Here is a 25,178-nt window from a genome sequence, read left to right as displayed (position 1 = left end):
TTTAACGATCGCTTGTTGTAGAGTGAGAGGGAACAGGCTGCTCTGGCATTTTCACTGCTGGTTTTTCAGCATCGACCAAAGCGTCCTCTGTGGCTACCGGCTCAGCCGATGTTGCATTAGTTGCTTCAACCTTGACGGCTTCGGCACGCTTGCGTTCATCTTCTCTTAAGCCTGCATCGACTTCGTCGTGAAACGCTTCAGGGTCTGTCACATCCGGTTTATGGATGGTTTCAGCAGCCTTTGTAACAGGCTCAGCAACCTGAGTCTGATAACTGCGCTTCATTGACTCTGCGGCTTCTTTTAGCTCATCCATTGAGGCTTTTAGTTCAGGGGTCAGATTCTGAAGACCAGCGCTTTCGGCTTTCTTCAAACTATCCTGCAACTCCTGAAGCTTTAACTCCTGCGACAGTTCGTTCTGAACAGAGGCCGCAAGAGATCGCAGCGCCCTGATCCATCCGGCAACCGTACGCACTGCAACGGGCAAACGTTCAGGCCCTAGTACAACTAGGCCTATCACCATTACCAACAGCAGCTCACCAAACCCGATGTCAAACACGGCTTACACCTGCTCTTTGTTCTGGCTCTTAGATTCTTCTTTCTTCACTTCAGGCTGCTGCTCGGACAGAGACTTAAAGTCTGCATCCTGCGGGGCCGCAGTGTTGTTTGTGTTAGCCGACGGTGGGGTTTTGTCTTCATCACCAATCGCCTTTTTAAAACCTTTAATTGACGCACCAAGATCGGAACCCAGAGTACGCAGCTTATTAGTACCAAACAGCAGTACTACGATCACTGCAATAATCAACAACTGCCAAATACTGATACCACCCATTTTAATCACCTCTATTGATAGGGGTTATTCGTGCGCCGCATTATACGGTAGTCACGCAGAAATATTGAACTACTAACCAATAACAATTAACCAAAAGTATGCGCTAGGAACGATGAATTACTCGTTTTGGGTATCTACTGGCGGGTATAACGCCATCCAGCGATCCAAGCCACACATCCGCCAGCAATAACCCAAACTGGCCAGACTGCAATTTTCGCGGCAACCAAAATCGTACCACTCAGTAATAGTGTAGCGCCAATCCCAAACAAATATCGTGAGCGTCCATGGCGATTGCGTTGTTTATCGAGCTGCGTGAATAAACGGTCGACGCTCTGCTGCAAGGCTTTATGCTGTTGCAGGCTGTCATAGAATAACTCTGGCAGCTCCGGCAGCTTTTCAGCCCAGAACGGCGCTTTCTCTTTCAAGGAACGAATAATGGCAGGTATGCCTACCTGATCGCGCAACCATGTTTCCAAGAAAGGCTTGGCAGTCGTCCACAGATCTAACTGTGGATAAAGCTGACGCCCCAACCCTTCCACATACAGCAGCGTTTTTTGCAATAGAACCAGCTGCGGCTGCACTTCCATGTTGAAGCGCCGCGCAGTATTGAACAGATTTAACAGCACATGACCAAACGAGATTTCGGCCAATGGCTTTTCGAAAATAGGTTCACATACCGTGCGAATAGCAAATTCAAAATCTTCAATGTTGGTATCACGCGGAACCCAGCCGGAATCGACGTGTAACTCTGCAACCTTACGATAATCACGATTGAAGAACGCAATAAAGTTTTCTGCCAGATAGCGCTTATCGTCTTTGTTCAAGCTGCCCACGATGCCACAGTCGATGCCAATATACTGCGGATTTTCTGGGTGCTCGTAGCTCACAAAGATGTTGCCGGGGTGCATATCCGCATGGAAGAAACTATCGCGGAATACCTGAGTAAAGAAGACCTGCACGCCGCGCTCTGCCAACAGTTTCATATTGGTATTTTGCGCATGTAAAGCAGGCAAATCAGACACTGGGATACCGTAGATTCGTTCCATTACCAACACGCTTTCACGGCAGTAATCAGAGTAAATCTCGGGAACATACAGCATTGGGCTGTCTTCGAAATTACGACGAAGCTGAATGGCGTTCGCGGCTTCTCGCAGCAAGTTGAGCTCATCCAATAGCGTTTTTTCGTATTCACGCACCACTTCGCGCGGACGTAAGCGACGGCCATCCGGCATCAGCTTCGGAACCCAGCCCGCAAAACGATACATCAGGCGTACGTCAGCTTTGATGATAGGTAGGATATCGGGGCGAATCACTTTCAGGACGATCTCTCGGCCATTCTCTTTTAATTTAGCCGTATGAACCTGAGCGATAGAAGCCGAAGCCAGCGCATTTTGGTCAAAATCATCAAACCACTGCTCAAGCGGGCCGCCCATTGAATCTTCAATTTGCTTACGGGCCAGAGCACCATCAAAAGGCGCAACGCGATCCTGAAGCAGCGCCAGTTGATCGGCGATCATCGGCGGGAACAGATCGCGACGGGTCGACATCATCTGGCCAAACTTAATCCAAACCGGCCCTAACTCTTGTAATGCCAAACGCAGGCGTTCACCAAGAGGTTTGTCCTTGTGCTTGTTACGCATCCAAAACAGCAAATGCCTACCCATGCGCAGCGGCAAGGTAATGCGCATTTTCGGGATCAGTTCATCGAGGCCGTATGTGAGGAACACACGAACAATCAAATAAAAGCGGCACAGTTCCGTTGGCGTCATACCTTGTCCTCAAGCTGAGAAAGTCGCTTATCCAGACTTTCCATCTGACGATTGACAGCATCAACCTCTTCGTTAAACCACGCCGCTTCCAATGCGCCCGGAGCCACACGCCACTCTTCGGTCATAGCTTGGCCAATATACTGCTGTTGGCGTTTACAACCCGTGGCGATAAAACCAGCGCCTTTACGCAAAAACTGGCTCATCCCCTGAGCAACAATATCGCCCGTATACGGCGCTAACAGCTCAGCAGGATCCCATTCAGCTAAATCCAACAGACCAATGAACTGCTGCACAACCTGAATATCGCCTTCTACGTTTAAATCACCAGAACGAATAAGCGCAGTCAGTTGCTGACGATCGCGCAGTTCAGGTAACACGGATAGCCTCGTCGTAACGCTGCAATCCGTGTTGTCTTCCCATGCGCCTAAAACATCCACGCGACTCTCACTAAAAACCAAATAGAGCGGTGAGTTTATTTCATTGACGAAAACACCCAACACTTTACCTGTCAGGCGCTGACGAGCGCTGTTTAGCGCCCGATCGCGGTACAATATTCGGTTGAGCGCCGTTTCAATCGCACCAGTCAATAATGGGTTTAGCAATGGGGTCAGCATAACGATCCTTCAGTTAAAACTTGTAACCACGATGTAGAGCAACAATCCCACCGGTTAAGTTGAAATACGTAGTGTTTTCAAAACCTGCGTCATCCATCATAGATTTCAGCGTTTCTTGATCGGGATGCATACGGATAGATTCTGCCAAATAGCGATAGCTTTCAGAATCATGCGCAACCAGCTCGCCAATTTTTGGCAAGATGTGGAATGAATAAGCATCATAGGCTTTATTCAGTGGCTCGAGTAATGGCTTAGAGAACTCTAGCACCAGCAAGCGTCCACCCGGCTTCAACACGCGATACATAGAGCGCAGCGCTTTATCTTTATCGGTTACGTTACGCAGGCCAAAGGCAATGGTAATGCAGTCAAAATGGTTATCAGGGAACGGCAGCGCCTCAGCGTTTGCTTGAACGTAGTTGATATTGCCGATCACACCCAGATTGCGCAGTTTTTCGCGACCAATCTTCAACATGGAATCGTTGATATCCGCCAGAACAACTTCGCCCTGCTCGCCCACAATGCGTGAAAATTTCGCCGCTAGATCGCCCGTACCACCGGCAAGATCAAGCACCTTTTGCCCACGACGAACGCCGCTGCAATCAATGGTAAAACGCTTCCAAACCCGATGGATGCCAAATGACATGAGATCATTCATCAAGTCGTACTTTGCCGCAACGGAGTGGAATACCTGAGCAACTTTGCTCGCTTTTTCAGTGGTGGCGACGGTTTTGAAACCGAAATGAGTGGTTTCCGGCGTTTGATCTACCATTTTTTCTTAGCCTGCTTTTAATCTGATTGATTGTGAATCTACGCGATTAAGCGCTGTTCGGTGGTGCGAACAGTGCTCGGCCTAGTCGAAGCAAGGAGCAGTGTTAATCATCGAGTCCGTTAGCGACTCTTATGGCAGGTTGCTGGGTAGCGTAATCCGCAGGTTCAGCAAACTCCTCATCTTCGGGTTCATTTTCCAGTCGGGCTTCTTCAGCAAGTGAAGGGCTAATTGGCCGTTTCACTTCCACTCCCAGAGTACGGAAACTCTCGACTTGTCCTATCAGATTACCACGGCCTTGCGCCAGTTTGTTCATTGCCTGACGATAACTTGCCTGTGATTTATCCAGACTCTGTCCCAGAGATTCCATATCATCGACAAACAAGCGCATTTTATCGTATAGCTTCGATGCACGATCGGCGATCTTCTGTGCATTTTGGCTTTGATGTTCATAGCGCCACAAATTGCTGATAGTACGCAACGCAACCAATAAGGTCGTCGGGCTAACCAGCATGATGTTATGCCGCAATGCTTCGCTAATCAGTTCTGGTTCGCGATCAATAGCAGCCAAGAAAGCTGGCTCCACAGGGATAAACATCAAAACATAATCCAGCGAGCGCAATCCGGGGAGTTGCTGATAGTCTTTACGCCCTAGTTGACGTATATGTCCTTTAACCGAGGCAACATGTTCTTGTAGCGCGAGTTCTCGCACCGCGTCATCCTCGGCATTAAAGTAGCGTTCATAGGCCACCAGCGACATCTTGGCATCAACCACCACGTCTTTACCCTGCGGAAGACGCACAATCACATCCGGCTGCATGCGGTTATTTGCACCAACCTGCACACTCACCTGCGTTTGATATTCATATCCTTCACGCAGACCCGAGGCCTCTAAAACGCGGCTAAGTACCACCTCACCCCAGTTACCCTGCGTTTTGTTATCTCCTTTCAAGGCCTTAGTCAGGTTGACGGCCTCACGCGCCATTTGCGCATTCAACTGCTGGAGATTGCGAATTTCATGAGCCAGCGTATGCCGCTCTCGCGATTCTTGCCCAAAACTCTCTTGAACCTGACGGCGAAAGCCATCGAGCTGTTCACGCAATGGGCTTAGCAAGCCATTCAGGCTTTGCCGATTCTGTTCTTCAACGCGCTTTCCACTCTGCTCAAAAATACGGTTAGCGAGATTTTCGAACTGGGCACTCAGGCGCTGCTCGCTGTTAATCAGCAAGCGCTGCTTTTCTTCAGCCCCTAGTCGAGTTTCTTCTAAGCGAATCGTCACCTCGCGCAGTTCGGCTTCCTGCGCGCTATTAACTTCACGCAGAGCGCGAAGTTCTTGATTAAGTTGTTCATATTCATCACGCCAAATCGACTGTTGGTTTAACTTCTCCTGCGTCGCTGCATATTGGCTATATAACGTGCGTAGTTCTTGTTCTTTCTCTCGCACCTGTTGTTCTTGTTGCTGGCGTTGCTGAATCAGCGTCTGCTGTTCTTGCTGATACTGCGCAATTTCCTGCTGATGCAGACGTAAATCGCCCTCCAGCGTCAATCGATGCTGTTGCATGCGCAAACTTGCCAGTAACCAACCCAGCAGCAGGCCAACAACGCCGCCTGCTAAACCATAAAATATGCTGGAATCCACCCTGCCTCCGCCTTGATGACTTTTTCTGAACGTCACGGTAATAATATACTGTATGGATGTCCAGAGCGAGTAAGCAAAGTCTGCGAGGCTGCGCGCAAAGTGCGATGAAACGCAGCGAAACTCAGTCAAGCCAGCCGTTTAGCCATTGGATGCCAAAAGCGCCGGGAGCCAACATGGCAAATCCCCACAGGATGGCCGAGAGTAAATTTGCCAGCTGGAAATACCGCTTGGGCATCCCGCAAATGCCTGCCACCAGCGGAACAACGGCACGTAGTGGGCCAAAAAATCGGCCGATAAATACACCCCATGTTCCCCAGCGTTCAAAGAATGCATGCCCGCGCACCATCAAATGTGGATGACGAGAAAGCGGCCACATATGCTCAACCTGATGCTGATAGCGATCGCCAAACCAATATGAGACCCAATCGCCCATAAAAGCACCAACGCTAGCGGCAATCCACAGCGGCCAGAATGCGATCCCGCTTTCTCCAACCAGCGCACCTAACCCAAGCAAAATCACCGTTGCAGGTAATAACAGTGACAAAAATGCCAGCGACTCGCCGAAAGATAAAAAGAAAACAATCGGAATAGCCCAATGTTCATGGTTACGAACAAATTCAACCACGACCTGAATAATGCTATCTAACGTCACGGCGTCGCTCTCTTGAATAGGGTTGTCTTGGCAGGATACGGCATCAAAGCAGCGTTGTGGATTAACCAAAAATAAACGGCCGATAAATCGACCGTTTAAGAGAGTAGTAAAACTTAATTATTTATGCTGTTGCGGTCGTCTGTTCAGCACGCAGTTCTTTTCCACGTACATCCCACAGTTCACGCCATTTACGCAGAGCAGAGATCAGGATAATCACACCCAGAACCATCATGATGATCGAGATGGTACCGTTGAAGATGTTGTAACCTTTCGCCGCAGAGTTGAAATAAACGTTTTTAATCATCCAGTAACCGGCATAGTTTACGGTCACAAACAGGTACGCTAACGGGATAACGCAGGTCAGCATATACACGCGTTTGGTCGCCAAGCGCAGGATGATCGTTGCACCGATAATCAGACCCACAGAAGCCATCAACTGGTTAGACACACCAAACAACGCCCACACCGAGTTAATATCACCGGAGTTCAGCAGGTAGCCCCACAGCGCACAGGCGATGATAGAGCAGAAGATTGAGCCTGGCAGCCAGTCAGTACGTTTCAATGGCGCCCACAGGTCACCCAAGAAATCTTGCAGCAGGTAACGTGCTACACGAGTACCGGAGTCAACAGCGGTCAGAATAAATACCGCTTCAAACATGATGACGAACTGGAAGAAGTAAGAGGCCAAATTGCTAAACCATGGCACACGGATAAAGATATCTGTCATACCCACCGCCAGCGTAACTGCACCACCGGTACGGCCGTAAAGATCCAAACCAATCTCTTGGCTCAGCTTCGGCAAGTGAACCACTTCCATGCCTAACCCAGCCCACGCTTCTGCGCTGGAGTTAATCGCAAAGTAATCAGCAGGATGCAGAGAAGTTGCTGCGATCAGCGCCATCACGCCAACCACACATTCTGCCAGCATCGCACCAAAACCAACCGGCAGTATATCGCTCCATTTGTCGATCTGTTTTGGCGTAGTGCCAGAACCGATAAACGCATGGAAACCAGAGATTGCGCCACAGGCAATGGTGATAGAGATGAACGGCCACACTGGACCAGCCAGAACCGGGCCACCACCGTGGATGAACTGAGTCACCGCAGGGAACTGGATTTCTGGGTTTATGAAGATAACGCCGATAACCAACGCGCCAAACACGCCGATTTTCATAAAGCTTGAAAGATAACCGCGTGGCGTCAACAGCATCCACACCGGTAACGCCGTTGCAAAGAATGCATAGGCTGGCAGCAACAGGCTTACGGTCGTCGCTTTAAACGTCAACCACTCGCCAAAAGTCGTATTTTGAATATGTGGGCCGAAGAATACGCAGGCCATAATAGCCGCGATTCCTACGTAAGTTGCGCCCTTCATGCTGCCGGTCACACGTTCCCATAGCCCCACGCCGATCGCGATAGGAATGGTCATGAATACGGCGAAAGTCCCCCAAGGGTTACGTTCCAGCGCATGCACCACCACCATCGACAAACCTGCCATGGTAATCGTGATGATAAACAGCATGGCTAAACCGGTACACCAGCCCGCAATCGGACCCAGTTCAGATTTAGCCACTTCAGATAGGGATTTACCCTGGTGTTTCATGGAAGCGAACAGCACCACGGTGTCATGCACCGCACCGCCGACCACACAGCCAATCAGCAACCAGAGGAAGCCCGGCAGATAGCCGAACTGCGCAGCCAGAACCGGACCAACCAGAGGCCCCGCCGCGGCGATAGCCGCAAAGTGACTACCAAAGTTAACCCATTTTTTGGTAGGTACGTAATCTTTCCCGTCTTCAAAGGTATGTGATGGAGTCACTTCGTTATCATCAGCACGCAGTACCTTTTTTACGAAAAAGATACCGTATAAACGGTAGCAGATCGTAAGGATACACAGCGTAGCAATAACGAATGTAATTGCGTGTTGCATAGTTATTATCTCCTGAGGATTTCTCAGGCGCTAACATACTGGAGGGCTATTTGTGGAGGGGGTTGAATTTGGTTAAGCGGCGCTTTGGTTACGTAAGCGGTATGAAAAATGGATTGAGTGGAGCCGAAAGGCTCCACTTGCTTTAAATATCGGAGATTTACGGCTCAAGGAACTGTTGCTGAAGTTGTGATCTCACCTGCATATTTAGCCCATATTCTTGTTCCAGCCAACGATCAACCGTGCTGTATTTCTCTTTGATCGCATCCAAGGCCGTCACCAAAAATTCCTCACGCGCAGACAGTACGTGAGAAAACTGCCCCAGCGCTTTTTCATTCAATTTTATAGATAGGTAATCCAGCATTTGGCCGCGGAATGGCGCTAACGTGGTTTCGGTTAATAGATAATCTTCCATCACCGTTGCTTCATCGGCGCCTAAGGCAAACAGCACTAACGCGGAGCCCACGCCCGTTCTATCTTTACCTACCGCACAGTGCTGCACAATTGCGCCTTCCTCACCGCTTTGCAACAAAGTGCTTAACAGCTGATAAGCATGGTTGCTGAATGGCAAGCGGCGATAGAGTTCCAGCATAAATGCGTTCGCATCAAAAGATTCCAACGCTTCACTGGTCAGTTTCTCCAGATTGGCATTCACCTCAGTGCTCAGTGGATTGGCTGGCAAGTTGATATAGCGCACCGCATCCCACAGCACATCAGGCTTGTTAGAAACCTCATCGGCATCACGATAGTCGAGGATATTTTTAATCGGTACATCTTGCAGGTAACTCAAATCTTTGTCCGTGAGGCGGTCTAACGCGCCCGAACGGAACAACTTACCACGCTTAACCCGACGCCCATCGGCAGCCAGATAGCCGCCCATGTCACGGAAATTAACGCCGCCTTCCAATGGGGCCAAGGAGGGATGCAAAAAAATAGTGGCTGTCATCATGACCTCTTATTATTTTAGATTATCACTCCCACCTTATCAGATTCAGTGAAAAACGGTAAAACCCCGCCGCACTGAATCCCAAAAGCCAACTGATTACTCAGGGTTATTCACACCACCATAGGCTGCAAACCATGCCAACATACGATCCCAACCGTCTTTCGCCGCCTCAGCGTTGTAGCTTGGACGATAGTCGGCATAAAAAGCGTGGCCTGCCTGTGGATAAACAATAATCTCCGCCGTTGCGTTGGCTGCACGTAGCGATTGGCGCATGGTTTCCACCGTTTCTTGCGGAATACTGTCATCTAAACCACCATAAAGCCCTAACATCGGCGCGCTGAGCTCGGCGGCAATGTCTACAGGATGCTTAGGCGACGTGAGCGTTTTGTCTCCCACAAAGCGTCCATACCACGCAACCCCCGCTTTCAACTGTGGATTATGCGCGCCGTATAGCCACGTAATACGCCCACCCCAGCAGAATCCGGTGATATACAGACGACTAGCATCACCACCGTGACGGGCCGCCCAATGCGCCGCGTGATCTAAATCACCCAGCACCTGTTTGTCTGGCACTTTGCTGACGAGGTTTTGAAATAGCGTTGGAATATCGGTGTAATCACTGGCTTCCCCCTGACGGAAATACAGCTCGGGTGCGATAGCCAAATAGCCCTGCTTGGCTAAACGGCGGCAAACATCTTGAATATGCTCATGCACACCGAATATCTCCTGCACGACCAACACAATCGGCAACGGGCCATCGGCATGCAAGGGTTTAGCTAAATAAGCAGGAAGATCGTCTCCCTGAGAAGGGATCGTAGTAAAGCCGGCATGCAAACCTTCACTATCTGTATGAACGGTACTCTGGGCAATCGTGCCCGCAGCGGGGGAGAAGGTGGATGGTGAGTTTACCAATGTGATGAGGTCTTCAGTCTTCATGTAAAACTCCCTGTCTGAATATATTGCAAGAATGTTAAGTATAAATAGCAATAATTTGTTTGCTTGAGAAGCAAACCCTCAATAATTGGAGTTACATCACGACAATAAGCAAACGCAGCCAACACCGATGCAACTTCACCTATGACGGTATAAACAATCTTCTGGAAAGCCAAGACAACACATTATCACCCACCAAATGGCCGCTTAGCTGGCGAACACAAAATAGGCATGCCACACTGTTGGCGGTGAAAAAAACGGCTAACTCGCCACTTTATGTGATTTTAATCACAATTATTTGTCGTTCTTGTTATTGTTTCTTCATACGTAGTGATTTGAGTCACGCATTTAGCCGATGAATTTCAGTAGAGTGCGTTTTTGTTCCTCCTTACAACTTATAGCAATGACAGAGGAGTCCGTATGTCTAAGTCTGATGTTTTCCACCTTGGCCTCGTAAAAAGCGATCTGAAAGGCGCAACCTTGGCTATCGTTCCTGGTGATCCTGAGCGCGTAGAAAAAATTGCCAATTTGATGGATAACCCAGTTAAGCTGGCCTCGCATCGTGAATTCACGTCTTGGCGTGCAGAGCTAGACGGCAAATCTGTCATCGTTTGCTCAACCGGTATTGGCGGCCCATCAACGTCTATCGCCGTTGAAGAACTGGCACAGCTGGGTATTCGTACCTTCCTGCGCGTAGGCACCACTGGCGCAATTCAGCCGCACATCAACGTGGGCGATGTACTGGTCACCACCGGTTCCGTACGTTTAGATGGCGCTAGCCTGCACTTTGCCCCAATGGAATTCCCAGCCGTTGCTGACTTTACCTGTACAACCGCTCTGGTAGACGCCGCTAAGGCCGTTGGCGCAACCACTCACATCGGCGTAACCGCATCTTCTGACACCTTCTATCCGGGTCAAGAGCGCTATGACACCTTCTCTGGCCGCGTAGTGAGCCGTTTCAAAGGCTCAATGAAAGAGTGGCAGGAAATGGGCGTGATGAACTTTGAGATGGAATCAGCGACTTTGCTGACCATGTGTGCAAGCCAAGGCCTGCGTGCAGGTATGGTTGCGGGCGTTATCGTTAACCGCACCCAGCAAGAAATTCCAAATGCAGAAACGATGAAGAAAACAGAATCTCACGCGGTGAAAATCGTCGTTGAGGCCGCTCGTCGCCTGCTGTAGTCAGTAGTTCTCTAATTTGAAAGGGAGGCGAAAGCCTCCCTTTTTTGATCTAAAAATGACCATTCCACAACGTTGCTGGAATGCTGCTCGCATATTCTCACCAAAGTAGAAAATATCCTTTTTCATTGTTGGCCTTCACGCCTAATCTTCGCCACCAAGTTACTTTTCTAGGCTATCTCTACTCACATATTTTTAGTGCCGTGAACGATACGCTTATTGTTAGCCGCTCTATGGCTGAATCATATTTGTTCAAGTGTACATAGTACATTTACAGGTGTACTATGTACCTCCATAAAGGAACAGACTCCGTGAGTCACGCGCTTGAGTTTATCGAAACATCAATGTTTACGCGGCAAATCAAGCAGATTGCCACGGACGATGAATTAAAAGAGCTTCAAAAAGAACTGATTAGCTCTCCAAGCAAAGGCGACCTGATACAGAAAACAGGTGGCCTACGAAAGATTAGAATGGCGGCTGGCTCACAGGGAAAAAGCGGTAGTGCTCGTGTGATTTACTTTCTAGCGACTGAAGATATTATTTATCTGATCATGGCCTATCCCAAAAGCACCAAAGACAGCCTGACCGATACAGAAAAATCAGAGTTGAAGAAACTAACGAAATTGCTAAAAGATGAGGTGTGATATGAGCTTTTTTGACGACCTAAAAACATCTCTTGAGGAGGCTGTCGACATTAAAAATGGCCTTAAAAACCCAGCACGCGTTACCCGCTACGCTATCGCTGATGTAAAGGCGATCAGAGAACAACTTAACGTTTCGCAAAGCGAAATGGCAAAAGCACTGGGAACCAGCGTCGATACCATCAAAAGCTGGGAAACAAAAAGACGTAATCCAACGGGCCTAGCTGCAAAAGTGTTGGCAACTATCCAGGCTAATCCCGCGTTCTTCCAAGAACTTGCATCCCATTAGTCAGTGATAGTTGTTTGCCATACTTTTTATTCCGAAACCTTTTTATTCCGAAACCCAAGATAGATTCGCGGAACAAGCCCAAAATCGAAGACTCATTCCGCCATTCTGTCGTTATCAGAGCGACAAACAACCAAACGCCCCTTGCCAGTCCTGTTCAAATTTATCCACCGCCGCATCCACGGCTGGGGAAGCCAAGAATTGCTGTGCCACATCTAGCGGCAGCGTTATCGCGTCACAACCCGCTAATAAGCAATCCAAAGCCTGACGCGGTGTTTTAAAACTGGCTGCTAGTACTTTGGCGTGCGGAGCATGCATCTCTAACAACGACTGAAGTTCCTGCACCGTTTTAATTCCATCGCCACCCTGTGCATCAATGCGATTCACGTAAGGTGCGACGTAATCAGCGCCCGCCAGCGCAGCCAATAATCCTTGCGCGGCACTATAAACCGCAGTCCCCAGCGTTGGGATGCCTAATGTCTTCAGCTGCTTAATGGCCGCCAGACCTTCCTGCGTTACAGGGATCTTTACCACCAGCCCAGAAACCTGTCCCGCAAGCTGTTTAGCCTCTAAAACCATCTGCTCAGCATTTCGCCCCATCACCTGCGCAAATAAAATGCTACCGCCACCAAGAGCCTCCCTAAGCTGCGGCAAAACCTCCCAAACCGGTTGGCCTCCTTTAGCAACAATGCTTGGGTTCGTTGTTACTCCTTGCAATGGGAAAATACGAGCCAAACGTTTTACTTCTGCAATATCTGCGGTATCTAGATACAGTTCCATAGCCTATCTCCTTAGATTAAATATCTAGCTCACGAGCCAGTAAATTAGCCACATCGGTTGCCTCTTTGGCTTCGACCAACGCCGAGCGAAACTCTTCATGCATAATGCGGCGCGCCAATCGAGAAAAGATGCGCATATGCTGATCGCCAGCGGCATGCTTGTTCAGCGTTAACATGATGATATATTGGGCTTCCTCGTCTCCCCAAACCACAGGCTGTGGAAGCCGCGCAACGCTGATGGTGGACTGCTCAATATGCTCGGATTTGGTGTGTGGAATCGCGAAACCAAAACCCAAACCGGTGGAAAACACCGCTTCTCTCGCCCATAGGTCTGCCTCCAGCTTACGGGGATAGCGGCACCGCCCGGCCAACAACAGGTTATCGGTCATGCCTTTGATGACTTCTTCTTTGCTACGCCAATCATTACTTAACGAAATGCAATCTGCGCTAATCAACGGTGCGTCTTGCTGCGTCATCCTGAATTGAGCCAACAAATGCTCCACCTCTAAAGACGTGCGGCAGGCCATCGCTTGATTGAGTAACAAACGGCACTCTCGGCTATCTAACTGTGCAAGGCGCGCTTTGGTGGCAGGAATTGAAGGGGCGCTCATGCTAATTTCATCAAGCCCCAACCCCAGCAGAAGCGGTAGAACAGAACCTTTCGCACCAAGTTCACCGCATAGCCCAATCCATTTACCCTGCCGGTGCACTTCACGAACGGCATGATCAAGCGCACGTAAAAAGGCAGGATTTAGGCTGTTATAGTGCTTCGTTACCTTGGCATTATCGCGATCGACGGCGAGCAGATACTGGGTCAGGTCGTTGCTGCCGATACTAAAGAAATCAATTTCCTCGCAGCATTGATCGATAATAAACATCACCGACGGCACTTCTAGCATGATGCCAAGCTGGATCTTTTCATCGAAAGGGATCTGTTCTGCACGTAAGTTTTGCTTCACTTCAGCCAGTTGATCTTTCACCCATAAAATCTCTTCCATAGAAGAAATCATCGGGATCATTATCTTGAGTGAACCATGCGCAGAGGCACGCAGGATCGAGCGCAGTTGGGTATGGAATAGAGAAATAAATTCCTGATAAATACGCACGGCACGATAGCCAAGGAACGGGTTATTTTCTGCCGGGATCTTAAGATACTCTACCGGCTTATCACCCCCTATATCCATCGTTCGCACAATAATGCTACGCCCATTCGCCCCCTCTAACGCCTGGCAATAAATATTGTAAAGTTCATTTTCTGAAGGCGCGTGCGCACGATCCATGTACAGCATTTCGGTGCGGAACAACCCTACCGACTCGGCACCGTTACCAAAAGCCGGTGCGGCCTCAATGGAATGGGCAATATTTGCAGCCACTTCCAAACGCACACCATCTGCGCTGCGCCCTTGTGCCGAAAGATAGGCTTGCTGCTGTTCGCGAATGCGCGCCTGTACCTGCGCTTCCTGCTGATAATAGCGCAGTACTTCAGGTGACATCTCCAGCGCGATCAGCCCTAAATCACCGTCAATCTGCACATTTTGCTGCACATAATCCGCAAGAGCATTGGCGTCAACGCCAACCAACGTTGGTATATTGAACGAGCGCGCCAAAATAACCGTATGCGACGTACTACCGCCGCTGTTCAACAGCAGGCCTTTCAATAGCGATTTATCCAGCTCTAAAAACTGACTTGGCGTCAGTTCGTCAGCCATACAAATACTGTTTTGCTGCAAGGAGATTTGAGAAGGGAAACGCTGAGTACCATAAATTTGCTGCAAAAGTTGGAAGCACACATCACGTACGTCTAACGCACGCTCTTGCAGATATTCACTGGCCGATGCGGCAAACTGCTGACAGAAATACTCACCGGCAGCCACGATCGCTTGGGCACAGCTAGCTCCCCCAACAACCTGTTCTAATAGCTTGTTGCGTAGGGAATTATCACTTAATAACGAACGGTGAGCCTCGAGAACCGCGCTGGCCGTTCCGCTATCGTCCATTAATTGAAGATCCAAAGACTTCAATAGGCGACTTAGCCCAGCATCCAACTCCCTTTGCTCTTCCTCCACTCCGCGTGACGCTGGCAGCTCACCCAGACGATTAAAATCAATGCCAGACAAATGCACCAAAATGCCATTCGCAATCCCACCACAAACCGAACGCGCACGCACAATTTTAGGATTTAGATTGGTCAAGGACTGCGGCAATACTTCCTCCTGCGTTTGCGTAACCTGTGGCAAAGGCTCATCGCAGTGGGGAAATTCATTCTTAATGAAGGAAGACAGGCGCTCGAGTACCTGCTCAGCATCAGCGCCCTCAATCATGAGATGGCATTCATCGCCGTGCAAAGTATCGGTACCAATCAGCGCCAAAGCACTTTTGGCATTCCCTTTTCGTCCAGTGCGTAAATTAAGCCACTCAATATGCGCGGTGAACTGATTGCACAGCGTTTCGATATGGCTCGCCGGACGGGCATGAACACCGTTCGGCAATTCACAGGTAAATTTCAGCACTTGCGACATGGCACACTCTCCTGAGCTAACGCTTGATAATGCTAGACAGGATAGAAGCAGTGCAGCCTGTGCGGATATGGGACAAAAATGCCAAACACTGGACAAATGTAATCATCCATAAAAAATGAGATGCGGCTCACATCGCAAATTAACGCTAGATTCTTCGATTCATTCACCATAAGTTTGCGCTCGATCTCATTTTCACCCACACCGTACAAATATCCAGTAAATGGCATTTTTCTCCACTGTCTGCCGAACTTCAGATTGCCTATTGTGGAGTCCAGCTTCGAGTCAGATCGGCCTTGATGACTCATCCCATGCATTCACTCTCTGTACTGGAGAACGCGATGAAAGAGTTGGTTCAGATACTTAAAAATACCCGCCAGCACTTAATGACTGGCGTCTCGCACATGATCCCTTTTGTCGTCGCCGGCGGCATTCTGCTTGCTGTCTCCGTCATGCTATACGGCAGGGGTGCCATGCCCGATGCAGCAACCGATCCCAACTTAAAAAAGCTGTTTGATATTGGCGTTGCTGGTCTGACATTGATGGTGCCCTTTCTGGCTGCTTATATTGGTTATTCCATCGCAGACCGCTCTGCGCTGGCTCCCTGCGCCATCGGTGCATGGGTAGGAAATTCATTTGGCGCGGGTTTTTTCGGGGCCATCATCGCTGGGATTATCGGCGGCATCATCGTGTTTTATCTCAAGAAGATCCCTGTTCCCAAGATCCTACGTTCGGTCATGCCTATCTTCGTTATTCCAATTATCGGCACTCTCCTCACGGCGGGGATCATGATGTGGGGATTGGGCGAGCCCGTTGGCGCGCTCACCTCAGGTCTGACCCACTGGTTGCAAGGCATGCAGCAGGGAAGCATTGTCGTCCTTGCGGTCATCATGGGGCTCATGTTGGCTTTTGATATGGGTGGCCCCGTCAACAAAGTTGCCTACGCCTTCATGCTTATCTGCGTTGCTCAAGGCGTTTATAGCGTTGTGGCCATTGCCGCCGTCGCGATTGCCATTCCGCCTCTTGGGTTGGGTTTTGCCACCCTGATTGGCCGCAAATATTACAACACGGAAGAAAAAGAAGCGGGTAAAGCCGCGCTGCTCATGGGCTGCGTGGGCGTCACCGAAGGTGCGATACCTTTTGCCGCCGCCGATCCATTACGGGTAATCCCATCCATCATGATCGGCTCCGCCTGCGGTGCTGTGACCGCTGCATTGTTTGGTGCTCAGTGCTACGCCGGCTGGGGAGGACTTATCGTTCTGCCCGTCGTTGAAGGAAAACTGGGTTATATCGCCGCGTTGGCCGTTGGCATGGTGGTCACCGCGCTGTGCGTCAATCTATTGAAAAGTTTGGCAGCCAAAAAACAGGCCGTGCAAACAGAGAATCAAGAAGACGATTTAGATCTGGATTTTGAAATCAATTAATTCTGTTTTGAGGACATCATTATGACAAAGATTATCGCTGTAACTGCTTGCCCATCCGGTGTCGCCCATACTTATATGGCTGCTGAAGCCTTAGAACGCGCAGCTAAAACCAAGGGCTGGGAATGCAAAGTTGAAACCCAAGGCTCAATCGGATTAGAAAACGAATTAACAGCTGAAGACGTCGCATCTGCAGATATGGTGATCTTAACCAAAGACATTGGCATCAAGTTCGAGGAAAGATTCCAAGGTAAAACCATCGTACGCGTCAACATCAGCGACGCGGTTAAACGTGCAGATGCCATCATGGGCAAAATAGAGTCCCATATTTCACAAACGGCCTAATTGCAGGAACCGATGTGGATTGTTAAATCCATAATCATTTTCCCCGCTGAATCCTCGGATCGGAGTCCACTATGACCGCTCGTATCGAACGCTTAAAAGCAGCGATGTTTGCTAACCCTAGAGAAATTTCACTGGAGCGAGCCTTGCTCTATAGCGCAAGCCACCAGCAAACTGAGGGCGAGCCAACGATTTTGCGCCGAGCGAAAGCCACCGCATACATACTCGATCATGTTGAGATCTCAATCCGAGACGATGAGTTAATCGCGGGCAACCGCACCGTTAAACCGCGCGCAGGGATCATGTCTCCTGAAATGGATCCCTACTGGCTTCTCAAAGAACTAGACCAATTCCCGACTCGCCCACAGGACCGTTTCGAGATCTCAGAGGCGGATAAAGCCATTTACCGTGAACAGCTATTCCCTTATTGGGAAAAGCGTTCAATGAAAGACTTCATCAACGGGCAGATGGACGATGAAGTCAAAGCCGCAGTAAAAACACAAATTTTCAGCATTAATCAAACCGATAAAGGGCAAGGGCACATCATCATTGACTACCCTCGTCTGCTGAAAAATGGCCTAGGCGCGCTGGTCAGCGAAATGCGTTTATTGATCGCCGAGCAACCTGATAACGCTTTTTATCAAGCCGCTTTTCTACTGCTAGCAGCCTCGCAGCGCCACATACTGCGTTATAGCGCGCTAGCGCAAGAAATGGCGTTGGCTTGCCCTGATGAGCGCCGTCGCCAAGAACTCGTCAGAATGGCAGAAGTATCCGGCATCATTTCCACTGAGCCTCCGCAGGATTTCTATCAGGCCTGTCAGCTGTTTTGGTATATGAACATCATTTTGCAATATGAGTCGAACGCCAGCTCGCTGTCGTTAGGGCGTTTTGACCAATACATGCTGCCCTTTTATCAATCGTCATTGAATCAAGGTGAAGACCCGCTTTTCCTGCGTGAGCTATTGGAATCGCTGTGGATCAAATGTAACGATATCGTGCTACTACGCTCCGCTTCGAGCGCACGCTATTTTGCTGGTTTCCCAACAGGTTATACCATTTTGCTGGGTGGCCTGACGGAAACAGGCCGCAGTGCGGTCAACATCTTGTCGTTTTTATGCTTAGACGCATACCAAAGCACTCAGCTGCCACAGCCCAACCTCGGCGTGCGCGTGAATGAATTAATCGACCGACCTTTCCTGTTGAAAACCGCCGAAACTATTCGCATTGGCACCGGAATTCCCCAAATCTTCAACGATGAAGTCGTTGTCCCTGCATTTTTGAATCGGGGCGTTTCTCTAGAAGACGCACGAGATTATTCGGTAGTCGGCTGCGTAGAGCTCTCTATACCGGGTAAAACTTACGGCCTGCATGACATAGCCATGTTTAATCTACTCAAAGTCATGGAAATCGTCCTGCTTGAAAATGAAGGCAACGCTAATCTGCATTACGAAGATCTGTTGGAACAGATCCGCAATAAAATTTGCCACTACGTAAAATTGATGGCGCAAGGCAGTAATATCTGTGATATCGGCCACCGTGATTGGGCGCCAGTACCGCTGCTTTCATCCTTCATTAGTGATTGTCTAAGCAACGGCAAAGACATTACCGAAGGGGGAGCTCGTTATAACTTCTCTGGTGTGCAAGGCATCGGTATCGCAAATCTCAGTGATTCTCTACATGCGTTGAAAGGCATGGTTTTCGATCAACAGCGACTCAGCTTTGATGAGCTCATTGCGACGCTTAAGGCTAATTTTGCAACGCCAGAAGGCGAGAAGATTCGAGCCCGTCTCATCAATCGCTTTGAGAAGTACGGCAACGACATCGACGTGGTGGATAACATCAGCGCCGATCTACTGCGTTTTTACTGCAAAGAAGTTGAAACCTATCGCAATCCTCGTGGTGGGCAGTTCACACCGGGTTCCTATACCGTTTCAGCCCATGTTCCGCTTGGTTCAGTCGTTGGCGCAACGCCTGATGGACGTTACGCAGGTGAACAGCTTGCCGACGGCGGGCTATCGCCGATGCTCGGTCAAGATGCACAGGGGCCAACCGCCGTGCTCAAATCGGTGAGTAAATTGGATAACTATCTGCTTTCAAACGGTACATTGCTGAACGTTAAGTTCACTCCGTCTACACTAGAAGGGCAATCGGGGCTGAATAAGCTAGCCGATTTTCTGGGTGCATTCACTAAGCTCAAGCTACAGCATATTCAATTTAACGTGGTGAACGCCGAGACATTACGTGCCGCACAGGTAAAACCACAAGACTACGCGGGGCTCGTGGTACGTGTGGCTGGTTACAGCGCCTTCTTTGTTGAGCTGTCGAAGGAGATTCAAGATGACATCATTCGCCGTACGGCACATCAGCTCTAACCCGCCGATATCCGCTGGGCACTTGCCCAGCAATGTTGCGCGGATCTTTAATATCCAACGTTATTCGCTTAATGACGGCGGAGGGATCCGCACTGTCGTATTTTTCAAAGGATGCCCGCACACCTGCCCTTGGTGTGCAAACCCTGAATCTATTTCTAACCAAATACATATCGTACACCGTGAAGCCAAGTGCCTACATTGCCAGCCTTGTCTGAATAATGCCGATGAGTGTCCGGCCACCGCGATGGAGCGTATTGGCCGCGATATTTCGCTCGACGATCTACTGAAAGAAGTGCTGAAAGACGATGTGTTTTTCCGTTCGTCTGGAGGGGGAGTTACACTTTCTGGCGGTGAAGTGCTAATGCAAGCGCCCTTTGCCAGCGAATTTCTCACCAGGCTCAAATTTTTAGGCATTAATACCGCCATAGAAACTGCGGGTGATGCAAGCACCACAGCGCTTCTCGAACTGGCCAAGCAGTGTGATTCCATCCTGTTTGATCTAAAAATTATGGATGAAGAACAAGCAAGAAATCTGCTCAATATGCACCAACCGCGTGTTTTACGTAATTTCACTCGGCTGATTGAAGAAGGAATAACACTCATCCCACGTGTGCCGCTTATTCCCGGCTATACATTAGACATAGGGAATTTTCAGGCCATATTAGATTTCTTAGCGCCATTCAAACTACCCGAAATCCATTTACTCCCGTTTCATCAGTTTGGCGAAGCCAAGTATCGTCTGCTGAATCGTCCTTACAAAATGAGCGACGTGATGGCGCCTGACGAGACAGAGCTCGACCCCATTAGGCAACTGGCCATCGACGCTGGATATCGTGTTATAACGGGTGGGTAATGAGTGTGCTAGCGAGGAAAGTAAAATGACAATAAAACTGGTCGCGGTTACTGGCTGTATTAGCGGCGTAGCTCATACCTATATGGCAGCAGAGCGATTGGAGAAAATCTGCCAACAGGAAAAATGGCAGGTAAAAATTGAAACTCAAGGGGCACTTGGTATCGAAAACCAGCTATCAGAGCACGACATAGCCTTAGCGGATGTCGTGTTATTAATTGCTGATATTGAACTGGAAGGCGCTGAACGCTTTACCCATTGCCGCTGCGTTCACAGCAGCATCAACACCTTTCTCCGCTTCCCTGAACGCACGTTATCAGCGGTGAAAAAAATCGTCACATCACCGCAGGAAACTCACATCAACATTCGCTAGATAGAACATTCGCTAGGCCGTTTTGCTACGCCTTATCCAATAACTGGCTCCGATACTGGCGGCGATACTCCGAAGGGGAACGCTCGGTAGTTTTCCGAAACAGCCGGCAAAAGTAGTTACTATCGACAAAACCACACGCATGAGCGACTTCCTTCACTTTCATATCGTAGCGTTTCAGTAAATGCTTGGCCTGTTCAAGGCGCGTGTAGTTAAGATATTCATTAAAACCTACGCCCCCCGCTTTTTGGAATAAATGTGAAAGGTAGTTAGGCGAAATATAAAATGCCTGCGCAACAGACTCACGGGTTAATGGATCGCGATAAAACTCATCGACATGCTGACGCACCGCGTCAAACAGTGCCTGACTACGCGATGCGGTCTGAACCTGGCTGCCGAGTAAATCTAAACAATGGCTGATCAATCCCTTCACGATGAAACGTGCTGTGTTTTGATCGCGCTGATTCCACGCCAGTTCATTCAGCGCCTGCAATAAAAATGAGCCTACGCGCGGGCCACGGCGCGCCACGTTTTGCTTGCCCAAATCCTGATACTGCTCGCCATTCCAGCTCAATAGGCTAAAACCAAGCTGCTGCTTGCCGAACAATACGCTCAGCGTTGTTACTACCGAGCCCCATTCTGGGCTATTCCAACCTCCGGCAGGTACAAACAAAGCGTCACCCGCTTGTAGAATCTGCTCAGTTGAACCGCCCTGCACATCCTCCCACCTCATTTTTTGCTGGCCTTCCAAAACCAGTTCTAAGCGGGGGAAATTAACCTGATATGCCAATTCCGGAGCAGGTTGCTGATTACCCGTAAAATACACTTGTCCTTGTCGCTCAGGCTGCTGTAACCACAACGTCAGCGCATGGGTAAGTTCTCTCATCAGCATTGCATCCTTGATATCAATAGGCTTGATTTGGTTTTTTTGAGAATAACACAGAGATTTTAATGCCAAGAGGTTCTTTGGTTTGACCTTTTCATCACATGGCACATTATGTTAATGCCTTGTTGCATTTTGTTTGCTTTTATATTGTTAAGGAATGGATAGCTGCAAATTCATTCCGTACAAACCTTCTTTCTTTGCTCATAACTAAAACACCCTATTCGGCAGGACATCACTTCGCGTGGTGGCCTCGTTATACGCAACAGCTCCATGACGGTTTGATTCATATGTTTAGCTAGGTACGGAGGCAAATTATGAGAAGAATCAGGTACCATCACACCTTATTGGCTTCAGCGTTGCTGGTGTTTTCTGCATCCAGTTTGGCGGAGCAGCTACCTAACTGCGAAAGCGTGGTGCGTCAGGCCAACGAACAGCTCATGCATCAATCTTCAGCCACCATCAATGATACTCAGGGTTTGAGCTCGTTAATCCGCCAAATCAATCAGCACCAAGAGCTACCCACTAGCTATGTCACCACCGACAAAGCAAAGCGATTTGGCTGGAGCGGAAACACACAAGAATCTATTTGGGCGAGTAATTTACTTTTAGAAAACAAAAGCATCGGTGGGGATGCCTATGATAAAAGCCCAAGCAATGCGAATGAGCGCTGGTACAGTGCTGATGTCGATAGTCTGCGCGGATATCGCAGCGGTAAGCATTTAATTTATCAGCCAGCAAACGCAACTTACTATCTCACCACCAACGACGGCAGCTCTTTTGTCGCGATTCCTCAATGCCTGTAACTGATAAGCCGGATGCTGCATTGCGCAGCATCCGAAACCAAAGATATTTTATCGACCGTTTATTAAACCGAGATACACGGGGCTATCGCAGGGCGGGGCGCTCCGGCAGCTAAAGCTGCTACGACCCCATCCCTACGATTCCCCTAAAATCAAACTTGAGTAAACATAATTAAACTCAAGTAACTAGCTTCCTATTAAGCCTCAAGCTCACGCAGACGCTGCGCCGCTTTAACCATGTTCGCCAATGACTGGCGCGTTTCTGGCCATGCACGAGTTTTCAAGCCACAGTCTGGGTTTACCCACAGACGCTCGGCCGGAATGTTTTGCGCGGCTTTACGTAGTAGATCTTCAATCCACTCAACGCTCGGCACATTTGGCGAATGGATGTCATACACGCCAGGACCGATCTCGTTTGGATATTCGAACTCTTTAAACGCCTCCAGTAGGTCCATATCAGAGCGAGAGGTCTCGATGGTGATCACGTCGGCATCCAGCGCCGCGATAGAATCCATGATGTCATTGAACTCGCAGTAACACATATGCGTGTGGATCTGAGTGTCGTCTTGTGCAACGGCCGCATTCAGTCGGAAAGCATCAACCGCCCACTCCAGATAAGCCTGCCAATCAGAGCGACGCAGCGGTAAACCTTCACGCAGTGCGGGTTCATCGATCTGAATAATACCAATGCCCGCTTTTTCCAAATCTTCGACTTCGTCACGCAGCGCCAACGCGATTTGCTTCGCAATGGTTTCCCGCGTCACATCTTCACGCGGGAATGACCAGCAGAGGATCGTCACCGGCCCTGTCAGCATGCCTTTCACCGGTTTGTCCGTCAGAGACTGAGCGTATTTCGCCCACTCAACGGTAATCGCTTCAGGACGGCTAATATCACCAATAATGACCGGAGGTTTAACGCAGCGAGAACCGTAGCTCTGCACCCAACCATTTTGGGTAAATACAAAGCCATCAAGATGCTCACCGAAATATTCCACCATGTCATTACGTTCGGCTTCACCATGCACCAACACGTCCAGACCTAAGCGTTCCTGCTCGGCAATTGCCTGTTTGATATGTTCGCTGATGCCCGTGCGATAGTTGTTGCCATCAACACGGCCTTGTTTGAAATCTAAACGCAGGCCACGAATCTCCGTGGTTTGCGGGAATGAACCAATAGTTGTTGTTGGCCATGCCGGTAAATTGAAACGCTTACGCTGGGCTTCAGCACGCTGTTCATAAGGCTGGTTACGGGCGCTATCACGCGCCGTAATCGCCGCCAGACGTTGTTCCACCTGCGCGTTATGCACTCGGCGAGAACTGCGACGCGCACGGATCGGTGCGCTGTAATCCGCCAGCGCTTGCAGATTATCGGCAACCGGTTCGTTAATTGCCTGAGTTAACAGCGCCAGCTCAGCACATTTTTGCAGAGCAAACGCAAACCAGCTTTTCACCTCTTCGTCCAAACGTGTTTCCACGCTCAAATCAATCGGGCTATGCAGCAGCGAACATGAAGAACCCACCCAAATTTGACGCTGAGCCACCAGCGGCTGAATACGCTCGAACCACTGGCTGACGTCAGCACGCCATACATTACGGCCATTAATCGCACCGACCGATAATACCCACTCCTGCGGCAACTCATTATGTAAGGCGTTCAGGTCATCTTTGCCGTGTACCGCATCTACGTGCAGGCCTTGAACCGACAACGAACGGATGGTTTCAAGGTTATGGCTGATCCCTTCAAAATAGGTAGTCAGCAGCAGTTTCACCTGCCCCGCCAACGCTTGATAGGCTGGCTGATAAGCATCAAGCCATTCCTGCGGTAGTTCGAGCACCAGCGCAGGTTCATCAATTTGCACCCATTCGATACCGCGATCTGCCAGCGCTTTCAGAACCTGCTGGTAAACCGGCAAAATATCTTGCAGAAGGTCTAAGCGATCAAACTGCGCGCCTTTGACCTTACCGAGCCACAGATAGGTGATTGGCCCGAGCAGCACTGGCTTGACGTTATGACCCAACGCCAACGCTTCATCCACTTCTTCTAATAGCTGCGTCCATCCCAGAGAAAATTTCTGTCCCTGCGTGAACTCCGGCACCATGTAGTGATAGTTCGTGTTGAACCATTTGGTCATTTCAGCCGCCGCCGCCGGTTCGCCGCTTGGCGCACGTCCACGGCCGATGCGGAAAAGCGTATCCAGATCGATTGAGCCGTCAGCATTTTGGTGGCGAGCCGGAACGTTGCCCAGCAACAGACTGGTGGTTAGCACATGGTCATACCATGCAAAATCGCCGACCGGCAGTAAATCAACGCCTGCTTGCTGCTGCTGTTGCCAATGGCGAGCACGCAGTTCTTTACCCACGGCCAGCAGTTCATCTTGAGAAATAGTGCCCGCCCAGTAACTTTCCTGTGCTTTTTTCAGTTCGCGACGCAGGCCGACACGCGGAAAACCTAAAGTGTGATTGATTACGCTCATTATTCTTACCCCATTATGTAGAGAGATATCACCGATATAGCCGCGTTCGGCGTCGGAATTATTGTGGCTATACTCTGAATAATTCGGTTTGAAGAACGGTGGAAAAATGTCAGCCCTAGGAGGTAGATCGCGATGTCACTAGGGTGAACAAGCCTAACCAACGCATCAGCAACTTGAATTATGCCGT

At 49.5% G+C, this 25,178-nt stretch carries 23 protein-coding genes; 9 read left to right on the top strand and 14 right to left on the bottom strand.

The features are described from left to right. Position 1: 1 nt before the first annotated feature. The 10 genes from tatB to RSC70_RS17080 form a co-directional block, all read right to left on the bottom strand. Positions 2–556, bottom strand: coding sequence for a Sec-independent protein translocase protein TatB (gene tatB, locus RSC70_RS17125; RefSeq protein WP_130986633.1), 555 nt, complete (start codon positions 554–556; stop codon positions 2–4). A gap of 3 nt (positions 557–559) precedes the next feature. Then, positions 560–829, bottom strand: coding sequence for a Sec-independent protein translocase subunit TatA (gene tatA / locus RSC70_RS17120; RefSeq protein WP_025802230.1), 270 nt, complete (start codon positions 827–829; stop codon positions 560–562). A gap of 134 nt (positions 830–963) precedes the next feature. Further along, complete coding sequence (gene ubiB, locus RSC70_RS17115; protein ID WP_063586015.1) at positions 964–2,598, bottom strand: ubiquinone biosynthesis regulatory protein kinase UbiB; 1,635 nt, start codon at positions 2,596–2,598, stop codon at positions 964–966. Next, entirely contained in the window at positions 2,595–3,212 is a 618-nt protein-coding gene (gene ubiJ, locus RSC70_RS17110; protein ID WP_040047269.1) for a ubiquinone biosynthesis protein UbiJ, read from the bottom strand. The genes ubiB and ubiJ overlap by 4 nt, the downstream gene beginning before the upstream one ends. 13 nt (positions 3,213–3,225) lie before the next feature. Continuing rightward, complete coding sequence (ubiE, locus tag RSC70_RS17105) at positions 3,226–3,981, bottom strand: bifunctional demethylmenaquinone methyltransferase/2-methoxy-6-polyprenyl-1,4-benzoquinol methylase UbiE (RefSeq protein WP_040047270.1); 756 nt, start codon at positions 3,979–3,981, stop codon at positions 3,226–3,228. A 103-nt stretch (positions 3,982–4,084) separates the two neighbouring features. Next, positions 4,085–5,617, bottom strand: coding sequence for a DNA recombination protein RmuC (gene rmuC, locus RSC70_RS17100; protein WP_040047271.1), 1,533 nt, complete (start codon positions 5,615–5,617; stop codon positions 4,085–4,087). A 121-nt stretch (positions 5,618–5,738) separates the two neighbouring features. Continuing rightward, positions 5,739–6,269, bottom strand: coding sequence for a DedA family protein (locus RSC70_RS17095; protein ID WP_332543066.1), 531 nt, complete (start codon positions 6,267–6,269; stop codon positions 5,739–5,741). Positions 6,270–6,390: 121 nt separating this feature from the next. After that, positions 6,391–8,199: a carbon starvation CstA family protein gene (locus RSC70_RS17090; RefSeq protein WP_040047273.1), complete on the bottom strand. Its 1,809-nt coding sequence runs from the start codon at positions 8,197–8,199 to the stop codon at positions 6,391–6,393. 157 nt (positions 8,200–8,356) lie between these two features. Further along, positions 8,357–9,142 carry a tyrosine-protein phosphatase gene (locus RSC70_RS17085; RefSeq protein ID WP_332543060.1) on the bottom strand — a complete coding sequence of 262 codons (786 nt, stop codon included), beginning with the start codon at positions 9,140–9,142 and terminating at the stop codon, positions 8,357–8,359. 96 nt (positions 9,143–9,238) lie between these two features. Next, positions 9,239–10,078 carry a dienelactone hydrolase family protein gene (locus RSC70_RS17080; RefSeq protein WP_130970744.1) on the bottom strand — a complete coding sequence of 280 codons (840 nt, stop codon included), beginning with the start codon at positions 10,076–10,078 and terminating at the stop codon, positions 9,239–9,241. A 417-nt stretch (positions 10,079–10,495) separates the two neighbouring features. Here RSC70_RS17080 and udp point away from each other — a divergent pair, with 417 nt between their 5' ends. From udp to nadS, 3 genes are all read left to right on the top strand, one after another. Next, positions 10,496–11,257, top strand: a complete 762-nt coding sequence (gene udp / locus RSC70_RS17075; protein WP_025802213.1) for a uridine phosphorylase — start codon at positions 10,496–10,498, stop codon at positions 11,255–11,257. Positions 11,258–11,565: 308 nt separating this feature from the next. Beyond that, positions 11,566–11,898, top strand: coding sequence for a type II toxin-antitoxin system RelE/ParE family toxin (locus RSC70_RS17070; RefSeq protein ID WP_282808169.1), 333 nt, complete (start codon positions 11,566–11,568; stop codon positions 11,896–11,898). Between the two features lies 1 nt (position 11,899). Next, a complete protein-coding gene (gene nadS / locus RSC70_RS17065) occupies positions 11,900–12,184 on the top strand; it encodes a NadS family protein (protein WP_046360362.1) in 285 nt (94 codons plus the stop codon). A 114-nt stretch (positions 12,185–12,298) separates the two neighbouring features. Here nadS and fsa read toward each other — a convergent pair whose 3' ends face one another. Together fsa and ptsP are read right to left on the bottom strand one after the other, a co-directional pair. After that, positions 12,299–12,961 carry a fructose-6-phosphate aldolase gene (gene fsa, locus RSC70_RS17060; RefSeq protein ID WP_332543059.1) on the bottom strand — a complete coding sequence of 221 codons (663 nt, stop codon included), beginning with the start codon at positions 12,959–12,961 and terminating at the stop codon, positions 12,299–12,301. 16 nt (positions 12,962–12,977) lie between these two features. Beyond that, positions 12,978–15,479 carry a phosphoenolpyruvate--protein phosphotransferase gene (gene ptsP / locus RSC70_RS17055; protein WP_130998761.1) on the bottom strand — a complete coding sequence of 834 codons (2,502 nt, stop codon included), beginning with the start codon at positions 15,477–15,479 and terminating at the stop codon, positions 12,978–12,980. A gap of 338 nt (positions 15,480–15,817) precedes the next feature. Between ptsP and RSC70_RS17050 the strand changes: the two genes are divergently transcribed. The 5 genes from RSC70_RS17050 to RSC70_RS17030 all read left to right on the top strand — a co-directional run bounded on the left by RSC70_RS17050 (position 15,818) and on the right by RSC70_RS17030 (position 20,834). Next, positions 15,818–16,900, top strand: a complete 1,083-nt coding sequence (locus RSC70_RS17050; RefSeq protein WP_130998760.1) for a PTS fructose transporter subunit EIIC — start codon at positions 15,818–15,820, stop codon at positions 16,898–16,900. A gap of 21 nt (positions 16,901–16,921) precedes the next feature. Beyond that, the gene (locus RSC70_RS17045) at positions 16,922–17,242 is read left to right on the top strand and encodes a PTS fructose-like transporter subunit IIB (protein ID WP_025802206.1); all 321 of its coding nucleotides are present in this window, start codon (positions 16,922–16,924) and stop codon (positions 17,240–17,242) included. 71 nt (positions 17,243–17,313) lie between these two features. Next, the gene (locus RSC70_RS17040; RefSeq protein WP_332543058.1) at positions 17,314–19,611 is read left to right on the top strand and encodes a formate C-acetyltransferase; all 2,298 of its coding nucleotides are present in this window, start codon (positions 17,314–17,316) and stop codon (positions 19,609–19,611) included. After that, complete coding sequence (locus RSC70_RS17035) at positions 19,577–20,464, top strand: [formate-C-acetyltransferase]-activating enzyme (RefSeq protein ID WP_332543057.1); 888 nt, start codon at positions 19,577–19,579, stop codon at positions 20,462–20,464. Before RSC70_RS17040 ends, RSC70_RS17035 begins: the two co-directional genes overlap by 35 nt. A gap of 25 nt (positions 20,465–20,489) precedes the next feature. After that, positions 20,490–20,834, top strand: coding sequence for a PTS fructose-like transporter subunit IIB (locus RSC70_RS17030; protein ID WP_063586022.1), 345 nt, complete (start codon positions 20,490–20,492; stop codon positions 20,832–20,834). Positions 20,835–20,859: 25 nt separating this feature from the next. On the opposite strand, the gene RSC70_RS17025 is transcribed toward RSC70_RS17030, so the two are convergent. Continuing rightward, positions 20,860–21,720, bottom strand: coding sequence for a helix-turn-helix transcriptional regulator (locus RSC70_RS17025; RefSeq protein WP_442904323.1), 861 nt, complete (start codon positions 21,718–21,720; stop codon positions 20,860–20,862). Positions 21,721–22,031: 311 nt separating this feature from the next. Here RSC70_RS17025 and RSC70_RS17020 point away from each other — a divergent pair, with 311 nt between their 5' ends. After that, on the top strand, positions 22,032–22,520 hold the full coding sequence (locus tag RSC70_RS17020; RefSeq protein WP_332543055.1) for a ribonuclease: 489 nt from the start codon (positions 22,032–22,034) through the stop codon (positions 22,518–22,520). Positions 22,521–22,714: 194 nt separating this feature from the next. Here the strand turns inward: RSC70_RS17020 and metE are convergent, their stop codons facing one another. Further along, complete coding sequence (gene metE, locus RSC70_RS17015; RefSeq protein WP_332543054.1) at positions 22,715–24,991, bottom strand: 5-methyltetrahydropteroyltriglutamate--homocysteine S-methyltransferase; 2,277 nt, start codon at positions 24,989–24,991, stop codon at positions 22,715–22,717. Positions 24,992–25,178 lie beyond the last annotated feature (187 nt).

Source organism: Hafnia sp. (assembly GCF_036648275.1).
Classification (GTDB): Bacteria; Pseudomonadota; Gammaproteobacteria; order Enterobacterales; family Enterobacteriaceae; genus Hafnia; species Hafnia alvei.
Note: the sequence above shows the minus strand (reverse complement) of the source record. Positions and strands in the feature narration are given on the sequence as shown.